This is a genomic window from Streptomyces erythrochromogenes (genome assembly GCF_040684695.1).
In the GTDB taxonomy this organism is placed as follows: Bacteria; Actinomycetota; Actinomycetes; order Streptomycetales; family Streptomycetaceae; genus Streptomyces; species Streptomyces erythrochromogenes_C.
In genome coordinates this window covers 61386-73863 of sequence record NZ_JBFBGM010000011.1, presented here as the reverse complement: position 1 = coordinate 73863, position 12478 = coordinate 61386, and the positions used below count along the sequence as shown (strand labels likewise).

At 73.6% G+C, this 12478-nt stretch carries 10 protein-coding genes; 3 read left to right on the top strand and 7 right to left on the bottom strand.

Translation table 11 applies throughout. The annotated features are described in order from the left end of the window. The first annotated feature begins 407 nt into the window (after window positions 1-407). Window positions 408-869 (top strand): Crp/Fnr family transcriptional regulator, encoded by a 462-nt coding sequence (locus AB0O53_RS18275; RefSeq protein ID WP_206309825.1) that lies wholly within the window; start codon window positions 408-410, stop codon window positions 867-869. A 53-nt stretch (window positions 870-922) separates the two neighbouring features. Here the strand turns inward: AB0O53_RS18275 and AB0O53_RS18270 are convergent, their stop codons facing one another. Next, on the bottom strand, window positions 923-3376 hold the full coding sequence (locus tag AB0O53_RS18270; RefSeq protein ID WP_365196680.1) for an ABC transporter permease: 2454 nt from the start codon (window positions 3374-3376) through the stop codon (window positions 923-925). Continuing rightward, complete coding sequence (locus AB0O53_RS18265; protein WP_350993612.1) at window positions 3370-4107, bottom strand: ABC transporter ATP-binding protein; 738 nt, start codon at window positions 4105-4107, stop codon at window positions 3370-3372. Before AB0O53_RS18265 ends, AB0O53_RS18270 begins: the two co-directional genes overlap by 7 nt. Before the next feature lie 327 nt (window positions 4108-4434). Here AB0O53_RS18265 and AB0O53_RS18260 point away from each other — a divergent pair, with 327 nt between their 5' ends. After that, window positions 4435-4878, top strand: coding sequence for an SSI family serine proteinase inhibitor (locus tag AB0O53_RS18260; protein ID WP_350993613.1), 444 nt, complete (start codon window positions 4435-4437; stop codon window positions 4876-4878). 73 nt (window positions 4879-4951) lie between these two features. On the opposite strand, the gene AB0O53_RS18255 is transcribed toward AB0O53_RS18260, so the two are convergent. The 3 genes from AB0O53_RS18255 to AB0O53_RS18245 all read right to left on the bottom strand — a co-directional run bounded on the left by AB0O53_RS18255 (window position 4952) and on the right by AB0O53_RS18245 (window position 7267). Continuing rightward, window positions 4952-5809, bottom strand: a complete 858-nt coding sequence (locus AB0O53_RS18255) for a GNAT family N-acetyltransferase (RefSeq protein ID WP_365196677.1) — start codon at window positions 5807-5809, stop codon at window positions 4952-4954. A gap of 94 nt (window positions 5810-5903) precedes the next feature. Next, the gene (locus AB0O53_RS18250) at window positions 5904-6710 is read right to left on the bottom strand and encodes a hypothetical protein (RefSeq protein ID WP_350993617.1); all 807 of its coding nucleotides are present in this window, start codon (window positions 6708-6710) and stop codon (window positions 5904-5906) included. Window positions 6711-6817: 107 nt separating this feature from the next. Continuing rightward, complete coding sequence (locus AB0O53_RS18245) at window positions 6818-7267, bottom strand: hypothetical protein (protein WP_350993619.1); 450 nt, start codon at window positions 7265-7267, stop codon at window positions 6818-6820. Window positions 7268-7429: 162 nt separating this feature from the next. Between AB0O53_RS18245 and AB0O53_RS18240 the strand changes: the two genes are divergently transcribed. Then, the gene (locus tag AB0O53_RS18240; protein ID WP_350993621.1) at window positions 7430-8167 is read left to right on the top strand and encodes an SIR2 family NAD-dependent protein deacylase; all 738 of its coding nucleotides are present in this window, start codon (window positions 7430-7432) and stop codon (window positions 8165-8167) included. Between the two features lie 80 nt (window positions 8168-8247). On the opposite strand, the gene AB0O53_RS18235 is transcribed toward AB0O53_RS18240, so the two are convergent. Next, window positions 8248-8730, bottom strand: a complete 483-nt coding sequence (locus AB0O53_RS18235; RefSeq protein WP_350993623.1) for a VOC family protein — start codon at window positions 8728-8730, stop codon at window positions 8248-8250. 125 nt (window positions 8731-8855) lie between these two features. Next, window positions 8856-12431 carry a CDP-glycerol glycerophosphotransferase family protein gene (locus tag AB0O53_RS18230; protein ID WP_350993625.1) on the bottom strand — a complete coding sequence of 1192 codons (3576 nt, stop codon included), beginning with the start codon at window positions 12429-12431 and terminating at the stop codon, window positions 8856-8858. Window positions 12432-12478: the final 47 nt, after the last annotated feature.

Here is a 12478-nt window from a genome sequence, read left to right as displayed (position 1 = left end):
AGGCGGTCGGCGTGATGCCTGAGCCGTCGCTTCGCAGAGTTGCGAAACGCAGGGTTGGGCTGTGCAAGTCCTGAAGCGGGACTGGGCAGTGACAGCGGAGCTGGTCACATGAAGAGGATGAGGCGCAGGGGTCGTCAGAAAGACCCCCTCGCCCCACACCGAGATCATCACGGCACGGGACGAGGAGCACAGCCCACTTCCAAGACACGGCCTGGGAGGGATCCGACGGAGCGGAGCCGGGTAGCGCGGGAGACGACCCCTGGGCGCCGCTCGGCGGTGCCGTCCCCCGCCCCAGCACCGCCGCCCCCGCAGCCGAGAAAGGGGCGTCGCGGGCCGGTCCCGTTCGGGCCGCTTCGGCGACACTGGGAGCAGCAGGAGCGTCGCGGGGGGTCCGATCGGAGGCCGTCGTGAGCACACCTTCCCCCATCCGAATCGCCGCCGTGCTGTCCACGGAGCACCGTGGACGGCTGATGGCGCAGGCCCATGAGGTCAATTTCCCGGAGAACGCACGGATCTTCGACGAGGGCAACCGGGCGGAGTCCTTCTGGATCGTGCGCTCCGGCACGGTGACCCTGGAGGTCCCGGTGGCCGGCCGTCGGCCCGCGCAGGTGGAGAACCTCGGACCCGGCGAGCTGGTCGGCTGGTCCTGGCTGTTCCCTCCGTACGTGTGGCAGCTCGGAGCGGAGGCGATGACGCCGGTGCGTGCGTACGAGTTCGACGCGGCGGCCGTACGGATGCTGATGGACGCCGATCCCGCGTTCGGCTCCGCGATCGGGCACTGGGTGGGCCGCGTGCTCGCGATGCGCCTCCAGCAGACCCGCACCCGTCTGCTGGACCTGTACGCCCCGCGCCTGGGCGCGACCGGCTAGCGGGCCCCCGGCCGATCGGACCGGACCGGGCCGGACCGGGCCCGGTCCGTGTCTCAGTCCCGCAGGCCGGCCAGGTCGACCGCCCGGCGGCGCAGGCACAGGGCCGCCGGGGCGACGGAGGAGACCACCGCGACGGCCGCGCAGGCGGCCGTCGTCGCGCCGAGGGCGTCCCACGGGACCACGACCGCACCGCCGGCGCCCAGGAGCCGCAGCGCGCCCTGGACCCCGGCCAGGTTCAGGGCGGCCACCAGGGTGCCGAGGGCGGCGCCGGCGAGGACGACCGCGAGCGACTCCCCCGCCACCAGCCGCAGCACCTGCCCCCGGGTGGCTCCGGCCAGCCGCAGGAGGGCGAACTCCCGGGTCCGGTCGGAGGTGGCCGTCACGAGGGTGTTGGCGAGGGCGATGCCCGTGTAGAGCAGGGCGATGCCGAGGACCAGCAGGAAGCCGGTCCGCGTGGTGCGCCCGGTCCGCGGGGAACTGTCCGCCACCCACTGCTCCTTGGTGAGGAGCCGGCCCCCGGCCTGCCGGGCGGCGTCGGCCAGCCCGGTGGCGGCCGTCGCGGTGTCGGTGCCCGGGGCGAGCCGTACGTCGATCCGGTCGACCGGCGCTCCGGGCGCGTTGACCGGGGTGACGTAGGCGCCGTTGTTCCCGGTTCCGATGCTCATCACGGCGGCGATCCGCAGCGTCCTCGGGGTGCCGTCGCCGAGCCGGACGTCGACGGTGGAGCCGACGGTGTGCCGCTCCCACTCCTCGGTGACGATGACGGAGCCGTCGTCGAGGTCGGCGACGGTGCCCGCGACGAGGGGCAGGTCGGCGGTCTCGGCGAGGGCGCGCGGATCGGCGGCGCGGGCTTCGGAGCGGACGAGGGCGACGCCCTCCTCCAGTACGTGGAGCTCGGTCGCGGCGGTGGCGGCGACCTCCGTGCCGGGTACCGCCCGCACCCGTTCCACGGCCTCCGGGCCGAACCCGCCGGGTCCGGGGGCCGCGATCACGAAGTCGGCGGTGGTCCGCTGCCGGATCTCGTCGGCCCTGGCCTCCTCCAGGGTGGCGGTGGTGCCGAGCAGGGAGCCGGCGAGGGCCACGGTGACGAGTACGGGCGCGGCGACGGCGGCGGTGCGGCGGACGCCCGCGGCGGCGTTCTCCCCGACCAGCATCCCGCCGGCCCCCGGCAGCCGCGCCGCGAGCCCGGCGACCAGCCGGACCGGCGGCCGGACCAGGACCGGGGCCAGCAGTGCGAAGGCGACGATGAACAGCATCGGGCGGCTGGTGTACGTCTTGCGGTGGAGCAGGTCCGAGGGGTCGGTGCACAGGGCGTGCGCGAGGGTGCCGAGCCCGGCCAGCAGCAGCCCGGCGCCGAGGATCCAGCGGCCCGGTGTCATGGCCATGGTCTCCGCGGCGGCTTCGCGCAGGGCCTCCCCGGGCCGGACGCGTCCGGCCCGCCACGACGCGGCGGCGGCCCCCGCGAGGGCGACGAGCAGGCCGGTCCAGAAGGCCAGGTGGTAGGGCCAGACCGCGTCGCCGATGGCGAACCAGGGCGGTGCGGTGCCGTCCTCGGCCAGCCGGCGGGCGAGCAGGGGTGCCCCGAACGCGCCGAGCAGGCAGCCCGCGGCGGACGCCGCCGCTCCGAGGACGAGCGCCTCGGTGTACACCGTGCGCCGGACCTGGCCGGGGGTGGCTCCGACGGTGCGCAGCAGGGCGAACTCCTTGCGGCGCTGGGCGACGGCGAAGGCGAAGGCGGAGGCGACGACGAAGACGGAGACGAAGCCGGTGATCCCGCCGGCGGTGCCGAGGAGGGCGTTGACGGCGAGGAGCGCCTCGGCGTCGCGCTCGGGGTCGGGGTCGGCGTAGCGGCGGTCGCGCCCGGCGAGGACCCGTACGCCGGCTTCCCGGCCCACGGCGGCCCGTACGGCGGCGGGGTCGGCGGCGACGACGAGCTGGTCGACGGCGGGTGAGAGCCGGGCGGCGCGGCTGTCGGTCCAGAACACGGCGTCCTCGAAGCCGCGGGCGGTGACGGTGCCCACCACGGTGACGGGGCCGCGGTCGGTGGCCAGCCGGGAGCCGGGGCCGGCCCATCCGGTGGTGACCACCTCGTCGTCGGCGTTCGGGGCGCGGCCGGCGTCGAGGGCGTACGGGGCGAAGGCGGCGACCGACCAGGGGTGGCCGACCAGTTGCTCCGGTCCTCCGGGGACGCGGACGGGGAAGGAGCGGTCCTGGGTGGTCGGGCCGAGGCCGGCGAGCCGGTCCACGAGTGCGGGGGTGAGGGGCCCCGGGTGGGCCAGGGTTGGGGTGCGGTCGCCGATCGGGGTCGGCACGCGCAGGATGTCGTCGCTCTTGACGACCACGGGCGCCAGGGCGAGGCGTTCCGGCCCGCGCTCGGGCGCGTCGAGCGTGGCGGCGAGGGCCAGGCCCATGGTGGCGATCAGGCCGGCGCCGAGGGCCAGGGCGACGAAGCTCCCGACGAAGGCGGCCCAGCGGGTGCGTGCGGTGTGCAGGGCGGCGATCAGCACGGGGCGGCCTCCAGTGCCGTCATGTGCGCGGCGATGTCCTGGGCGCTCGCTCCGGCGAGTTCGCCGCTGGGGCGGCCGTCGGCGAGGAAGACGACCCGGTCGGCGCAGGAGGCGGCCACGGGGTCGTGGGTGACCATGACGATCGTCTGGTGTTCGGTGTCGGCCATGTCCCGCAGGAGGGTGAGCACCTGGCGGCCGGTCCGCGAGTCGAGGGCGCCGGTGGGTTCGTCGGCGAAGAGCACCTCGGGCCGGGTGATCAGGGCGCGGGCGAGGGCGACGCGCTGCTGCTGGCCGCCGGACATCCGGGCGGGCCGGTGCCGGGCCCGGTCGGCGAGGCCCACCCGGGCCAGGACTTCGCGGACCTCCGCGGCGGCGGGGCGGCGGCCCGCGAGCCGCAGCGGCAGGGCCACGTTCTGCTCGGCGGTCAGGGCGGGCAGGAGGTTGAAGGCCTGGAAGACGAAGCCGATCCGGTCGCGGCGCAGCAGGGTCAGGCGGGTCTCGCTCAGCCGGCCGAGGTCGGTGCCGCCGAGGGTGACGGTGCCGGAGGTGGGCCGGTCGAGTCCGGCCGCGCAGTGCAGGAGGGTGGACTTGCCGGAGCCGGAAGGGCCCATGACGGCGGTGAAGGTACCGCGGGGGAAGTCGAGGGACACCCGGTCGAGGGCGGTGACCGGGTGGCCGCCGGCCGTGTGGACCCTGCTGACGTCCCGGAGTCGGATCGCGTCGTTTTCCATGCTCCGAGCCAACCGGGCGGGGCGGCCCGGCACAGCGGGTCTGGAGGGTGTTCCGGGGGTGGGGCGGGCCCTACCCCCGGGGTCTGTCCGGGCCCCGTTTCCGGTGCGTGACGGCGGGCCCCCGCATGTTTCGAGGACGTCTCCCGGTCGGTGTTCGGCCGATTCGGGGGCCCGCTCCCCCACAGGTCACCCCTCCGGCACGGCTGCGGTCTGCAGTCATCCGTACACGATCGGTGACGAAAAATGGGGGTGGGAACGGGCGTTCGTGGCGCGCGTCGGCAAGACTGCGTCCGCTATCCGAAACACCAACCCAAGGGAGTGTTCGAAATGCGGTCCATCGCAAGGGGTCTCGGACTCGGTTCCGCCGCCATGGCGCTCACCGCGCTCACCGCGCTGGCCTGGCCCGGCACGGCCGGCGCCGCGCCGACCGGTGCGCAGAGTCTGTACGCACCCTCCGCGCTGGTGCTCAGCGTGACGGCCGGCCCGGACGCCGACACCGGCACGGTGATGCGGGCGGTGACGCTCGTCTGCGCGCCCCGGCCCGCCGGGACCCACCCGAACCCGAAGGCCGCGTGCCGTGAGTTACGTGCGGCCGGCTCGCAGCTGGACCCGCTCGCGGCACCGGCCGCCGACGCCGTCTGTACCAGGGAGTGGGACCCGATGACGGTGACGGCCGACGGCGTCTGGCAGGGCCGTCGGCTCAACTACACCTACACCTTCGCCAATCCGTGCGGTCTGCGGAACACCGCGGGCGCCCTCTTCGACTTCTGATCCCGCGTCATGAGACGGGCCGGGCGGTGCCGTGCGACCGCCGCCCGGCCCACCGCGCCCCTCCGGGCCCCGCTCAGCCGAGTTCGAGGCTGGTGACGCCGAACAGTTCGGCCAGGGCGAGGTCCGGAGCCGGGCCGGTGTACATCCGGGCCGCCTCGAAGGTCGGGACCAGCCCGAGCCCCTTGAACAGTGCGGTCGCCTCCGGGTTCGCGTCCGGGACGTCCACGGCCACCAGGCAGCCGGGCGCGTGCCGCGCGAGCCGGCGCAGCAGGGCGGCCGCCACCGCGGGGGTGGCCGCGTAGAGGGGGCCGATCCGGTGGGCTGCGCTGCAGGGGCGGATCACGCCCAGGCCCTCGATCCGGCCGTCGCGGACGGCAGCCAGGGCGGTCCGGCCCGGCAGCCCGGTCCAGGCGGACAGGAAGGCGTCGCGCGGCGCGGGGAAGAACCGCCGGTCGTATGCGGCGAGCAGGCCGAAGGGGAGCGTGGCGGCGTCCACGATCTCGACCCCGCCGTCACCGTCCGCGGCGTCGCCGCCGGCCTGGGGCACCCCTTCGAGGCGGACGTTGTTCCAGGCCGAACGGAAGCCGGACTTGCGGTAGTTGTCCTGCTGGTCGACGACCCCGTCCAGGCCGACCAGCCGCCCGTCGAGGCGCTCCATCCCGGCGCGCCAGAGCCGGATGCCGTAGCCCCGGCCGCGGAAGGCGGGGCGGGCGATGTAGAAGCCGATGAAGCCGAAGCCGGCTCCGTAGCGGACGGCGGAGATACAGGCCACCGGCTCCCCGTCGAGCCGGCCGACGAGGAAGCCCTCGGGGTCGGCCACGGCGAAGGCGAAACGGTCCGAGTCCCCCGGATTCCAGCCTTCCTCGTCGGCCCAGCCCCGGATCATCTCCATGTCGGCGGCGCTCGCCCCGGTGATCTCGAATCCCGTCATAGCCGTGTTGTACCAGATACGGCCGGTGTGCACGGAGGTCGTTCGGAATGCCCCGAGCCCTGCGCACACCGCTCCCGGGCCGCACCGGATTCCCTCAGGGCAGTCGTACGGCCTCGATCTCCCCGTCGCCGAGGAGGGCTTCGACGAGCGGGGCCGGGCCGGCGACCTTGGTGGCCCACAGGTCGTAGTCCGTGCACAGGACCCAGGACCGATCCTGTGCCCAGAGATTGGACGGGCTCCAGAAGTCTTCATCGGGGTGGTCGTACAGGACCTTCGCGTCCGCGAGCCGTGCGGCCCGGACGTGCAGGTCGTCGAAGTCCTCGGCCCCTTGGCCCAGCGGGGTGTAGTAGGCGAGGCAGGGGGTGTCGGCCCCTCGGGGGCTGTGCTCGATGAGGATCTCGGCCAGCCGGTTCCAGTCGGCACGGTTCAGGCGGCCCTCGGAGGGGCCCGTGATGCCGACCGGCCACCCGCCCGAATCGCGGAGCGAAGGGAAGGACCTGTGGTCGGGCAAGCGCCCTTCGACAGCCAGGGGATCGCCGGTCCGCCGGGCGAGTTCCGCCCATGGCAGACGGCGATGGCGCGGTCCGGGGTGCTCGCCCTTGGACGTGGCGAAGGGGTCCGAGAGGTCGGCGAACACGTCCGCGGGGTCGAGCCCCGGGATGATCTCGGGACCGGTGCCGTTCCTGTTCAGGAAGGCCCGCAGGTACTCGGCGTACGGCATGTCGAAGGGCCCGCGCTCGTGTTCGTACATGGCATGGAGCACCCACGCCGCGTCGGGCAGCGCCGGCGGCATGAAGCCGGTGAGCCCGTCCCCGGCGGTCAGTTCCTTCAGCCAGTCGGTCTCCGCGGACGCGGCGAGCGGCCAGCGGACGGCCGCCAGAGCGGCGGAGGTCTCGTACATCCGCTCAGGATATGAGCGCGGACCCGACGCCGCTCGGGCACCTGCCCGGTGCGGACGCGGCCGCCCTTTCGGCGCCTTCTCAGGCAGCAGTCCGCCCAACGGGCGGGTCAGCCCGCGCAGATGACGTCGTCGACGCGGATCGGCCTGGAGTCGAGGCGGACGTACGCGGTGAAGGTGTCGGTCTTGTCCGTGCCCCAGTGGGTGGTGACCGTGGCCCAGCCGACCCCGGCCGCCTCGGCGACGGTGACCGGGCCGATGCCGATGTCGTGCGGTGCGTTCTGCGCGCAGAGCAGGACGTCCGATTCCGTATGCGTCTGCTGCCGTTCCTGGAGCACCTGCGAGACGTGGTGGCGGCGGTCGTGGGCGGACGGGCCGTGCTCCCCGTAGAAGCGGGCGAGGAAGCGCCCGATCTGATCCGCGGTGTGCCCCTGCGGGGCTGCCGCGGACACGGCGGCGGCCGCGGGGGCGGGGGCGGCGACGGCGGGGGCGGACGGCAGGGCCGGCAGCGCCGACAGGGCCAGCAGCAGGGCACCGAGGCGGTAGGGCTTCAGGATCATGTTCGGTTTGTACCCGCCCGGCCGGTCCATCGGGAGGGCGCGGCGCGGATCTCACTCCTGTGGAGGGCGCGATTCACCGCAGAAACGCCCCCGCCTCCCGCCTGTGGTCGGCGCGCGGTAATGGGGTCGCGGACGGGCGGCCGTCCTTCGTAGGGTCGGCGCATGGGGAAACCGCTCGTCGCAGTGTTCAGTGGGGCCGGAATGTCCACGGATTCCGGAATTCCGGACTATCGGGGGCCACAGGGCCTGTGGCGCCGTGAGCCCGACGCCGAGAAGCTCGTGACCTACGAGTACTACATGGCCGATCCGGAGATCCGGCGGCGGTCCTGGCTGATGCGGGCCGAGATCGGCGCGCTCGGAGCGCGGCCGAACGCCGCGCACGTGGCCGTGGCCGAGCTGGAGCGCGGCGGCACCCCGGTCCGGGTCGTCACCCAGAACGTCGACGGGCTGCACCAGAGGGCCGGGATGCCCGCGCGGAAGGTGTTCGAGCTGCACGGGAGCGCCCGCTCGGTGGTCTGTACGGCGTGCCACGCCCGGTCGGGGATGGACGAGGCGCTGGCCCGGGTGGCCGCCGGGGAACCGGATCCCGCCTGCCTGACGTGCGGCGGGATCCTCAAGGCGGCCACCGTGATGTTCGGCGAGCGGCTCGACCCGGTGGTGCTGGGGCAGGCCATGGCCGTGGCCAAGGGGTGCCAGGTCTTCATCGCCGTGGGGTCGACGCTGCAGGTGCAGCCGGCCGCCTCGCTGGCGGGGATGGCCGCGGAGGCCGGGGCCCGGCTGATCATCGTGAACGCGGAGGAGACCCCGTACGACGCCCTCGCCGACGAGGTCGTCCGCGAACCGATCGGAACCGCCCTCCCGGCCCTGCTGACCCGGATCGCCGAGGGCGGCCTCACCTAGGCCGCACCCGGTCCGCACCCGGGCCTCGCCCGGGCCTCACCCGGTCCGCATCCGGGCCGTCCCCTTCCGGTCCTGCCGGGTCAGCCCGCGTCCGCCGCCCGGCGCATCTCCGCGACGTCCAGCTTCTTCATCGTCATCATGGCGGCCATGGCCCGGGCGGCCCGCTGCGGGTCCGGGTCGCTGACCAGGTCGACGGCGCCCGGCGGGATGACCTGCCAGGACACCCCGAACCTGTCCTTGACCCAGCCGCAGGCGGATTCCTGGCCACCGTCCCTGGTGAGCGCGTCGTAGTAGTAGTCCGCCTCGGCGTCGTCGGCGCAGTCGATCTGGAAGGAGATCGCCTCGGTGAAGCGGAACTGCGGACCTCCGTTGAGGCCCACGAACCTCTGCCCGTTGATCTCGAACTCGACGGTCATCACCGAGCCCTCCGACCCGGGGTTCGCCTCGGTGTAGCGCGCGATCCGGCCGAGCCTGCCGTCCTTGAAGACGGACAGGTAGTAGTCGGCCGCCGCTTCCGCGTCGCCGTCGAACCACAGACACGTGGTGAATCCGTTGCCGCTCATCTCTGCCTCCGGGCCGGTGCGTGGACGGTGGATACCGCTCCGCACATACAGACCGGCCCCGGGCCCGAAATTCATCGGTGGGCCCGGGGCCGGTCCTCATGCGGCCGGGAATTCGACCGTACGGCCTACTTCGCGGGCTCCGCGCCCATGGCGAGCATCCGGTCGACGACGCGCTCGGCGGCGTCGCCCTTGTCCAGGTCGCAGAACTCCTCGCGGAACGCCGCCCGCGCCGCCGCGTACTCGGCTCCGACCGCGTCCGCGTTGCGCACGGCCTCGATCAGGCTCGCCGAGTCGGCCAGCAGCGGGCCGGGCGCCTTCTCCTCCAGGTCGAAGTTGAAGCCGCGCAGGGTGCCGCGGTAGTGCTCCAGGTCGTACGTGAAGAGCAGGATCGGCCGGTCGGTGAGCGCGAAGTCGAAGATCGCGGAGGAGTAGTCCGAGATCAGCACGTCGGCGACCAGCAGCAGGTCGGCGGCGTCGGGCCAGCGGGAGACGTCGATGACGAAGCCGTCGCGGACGCCCTCGCGGACCTGCTCGGTGACGTGGTGGTGGCCGCGGATCAGCAGGACGTGGTCCTCGCCCAGCTCGCGGCGGGCCTGGTCCAGGTCGATCCGCTGGTCGAGCTTGTAACCGCCCGTCCAGCCCTCGCAGTTCTCACGCCAGGTGGGCATGTGGAGGACGACCTTCTTGCCCTCGGGCAGGCCCAGCCGGCGCTTGACCTCGGCGATGCGCTCCGCGTCGGGTCGCACCAGCGCGTCGGTGCGCGGGCTGCCGGCCTCGATGACCTCGCCGTCGTAGCCGAGGGCGCGCTTGAGCACGGGCGTGGCGTACGAGCTCGGCGAGGCGAGCAGGGACCACTGGGCGCTGTCGTGCGCGAGGCCCTCCAGGATCTCCGGGCTCGTGTAGTAGTCGTGCACGAAGTCGTGGCCGATCTGCTTGATCGGCGTGCCGTGCCAGGTCTGGACGACGACCTGGCCGGCGCGGCGCTGGAACAGGGCCGGCACGCTGTCGTTGGTCACGAAGTAGCGGGCGCGGGCCATGATCTCCCAGGACTCCACGCTGCCGTACTGCACGGCGCGGGCGGTCGCGGGGACCTCGGCGCGGCCGTCCTTGACCAGCCAGATGTGCTCCAGCTTCTCGCCGCGGCGCAGCAGTTCCTCGTGGATGGCGCGCGGCGCGTCGCCGGCGCCGTGCCCCTGGAAGGTGTCGTAGACGACGATGTCCTTGACCGGCAGGGCGCGCTGTGCCGGGTAGGTCTCGAAGCGGGCGACGCGCTGGGCGTAGCGGGAGCGGTCGTGCGGGCTCAGCAGCGGGTCCGCGACGAGCGCCATCCGGTCGTGGAAGCGGGTCTCGATGCGCATCCGGCGGCCCTGCACGGTGAGGGGGTGCGGGCCGGAGAAGAGCAGTCCCGGGGCCATCTGGACCGGGGCGCCACGGTCGACGCCGAGCAGGCCGGCGGTGGTCCCGCCCTCGGCGGCCGGGCGCAGCGTGGGCCACCAGCGGCCCTCGGGGAGGGTGGTGCGGCCGGCGTACGGCTCGGGGAGCACGGGCCGGAAGGTGGTCTCGAAGGCTTCGCCGTCACGGGTGACGGGGTAGCTGAACTCCATGCCGTGCGCGTTGTGCAGGACGAGCTCGTAGGGCTCGTCGGTGGGCGCGGCGAACCGGCCCCGCAGGGTCAGGGTGCCGTCCTCGGCCTCGACCGCGTCGACGAGCGGCGGGGAGGGCTGCACGGAGAGGGTGAGGTGGCCGGTGTTGCCGCGCTTGACGAACAGGGCGCGGCCGGCGGTCCCGCCGGGCAGGGGCAGGACGAGTCCGTCGAAGCCGCCGCGCTCGTCGTGGGCGAGGCGGTGCTCGGTGCCGTCGGCGCCGAGCACGGACAGGCTCCACGGCTCGGGGGTCCACTCGCCGGGCTCGCACGCGGTGTCCGGTACGGCGGCCAGGTCGGCCAGCGGGACCCGGGCGGTGAAGGGGGTGCGGCCGGCGATGGCGGCGCCCGTCTCCAGCGGGAAGTCCAGGGCGGTACCGGTGGTGACGTGGACGGCCTTCAGGCGGACGGCGTCCACCCCGGCGGAGAGCTCGCCGATGATCTCGACGGCGTCGTCGCCGGCGGGCCGGGCGTCCAGCCCGCGGGCGCGGGCGATCTCGACCTGGATGGTCAGGGCGCCGGAGACGGCCGGGACGATCCGGACGTCGGGGGCCACCCAGAACGGGGGCGGGTTCTGGCCGGTGTCGTGCTCACCGCCGCGGAGCCGGGCGCGGTGCAGGCCGCCGGCGCCGGTGACGGCGATCGAGGTGGTCCATATCCCTTCGTTCCACTTGCCGCCCGACTGGAAGATCGAGGGGTCCACGACGGCGGTGAAGCCGGCCCAGTCGGCGTGCCGCAGCGCGAGGTGCGGGGACTTCACGGTGGCCATCGGGGAGGCGACCGTACGGGCGCTGACCACCGAGCGGCGGCGCTTGCCGCCCTCGCGGAAGATCAGCATCTTGCGGGAGCCGAGGCGGCTCTCCGCGCCGAGGTGGCCGGGCAGGGCGTAGCCGCGCAGCAGCAGCTTGCCGTCGGACCAGGCAGCCTGCTCCAGGCGGCTGACGACGCGGCGCTCGCGCGTGCCCAGGGTGAGGATCTTGGCGGGGACCGGCGGGCGGCCCTGCAGGAAGGGGTAGTCGGCCTGCGGGCGGGCGAGGCCCTTGACCGGGACGCTGTAGTGGTAGTCGCGCTGGTGGTTCAGGAGCGCGATGAAGTCCTCGACGCGGCCTTCGCCGGCGAGGTACGCCTTGAGGCGGTCCGCGACGGTCAGGTCGGGCCAGGGGCCGGTGCCGATCTCGCGGACGAGGCCGCCGACCTCCTTGACGAAGGCGGCGCGGAAGTCGGGGCCGCCCTCGGCGACGTACTTGTAGATGAGCGGGAGTTCCTCGCTCAGCACGTTGTAGTCGTAGTCGCGCAGGTAGCGCTCGTACTTGGCGCCCTGCTTGGCCTTGAGGGACTCGCGGACCAGGCGGACGGACTTCACGCGGTCGATGAGGGAGACCGGGTCGGTGGAGCGCTGGGTGATGGAGCGCTCTCCGGTCTCGCGGACGCGCCAGTGGTAGACGCAGTCGCTGAGGATGTCGACGCTGGAGGCGAAGTAGTGCGCGGGGATGCTGACCGGGGCGTCCTCGTAGAGGATGCCCTCCGGGTACTGGAAGCCGTGCTCGTCCCAGAAGGTGCGCCGGTAGACCTTGTTCCAGGCGGTGCGGTCGGTGACCAGCGCCGGGAACTTGGAGATGTGGGTGCGCAGCTGCGTCCTGGCGAAGGCGGCCCGGTGGCCCCACGACTGGTTCATGCCGACCGAGCGGAAGCGCTTGACGTTGCCGCCGGCGAAGTCCGAGCCCGTCTCGTCGAGGGCCTCGATCAGGCGCTGGTAGGCGTAGTCCGGCATCGTGTCGTCACTGTCGACGAAGGCCAGGTACTCGCTCTCCGGGTGGATGTGGCGGGCGCCGGCGTTGCGGGCTGCGCCGAGGCCGGCGTTCTCCTGCATGACGACCCGGAAGCGCTTGTCACGCGCTGCGAAGGCCTTGGCTATGACGGCGCTGGTGTCCGTGGAGCCGTCGTCCACGAGGATGGCCTCGAAGTCGCCGAAGGTCTGAGCGGCGATGGATTCCAGGCACTCGTCGAGGTAGAGCTCGACGTTGTAGACGGGGACGACGATGCTCAGGCGCGGGGGCATGGGTGGCGGTTTCTCCAGCGTTTTTTGCTTTTTCGATGATCAGCTCA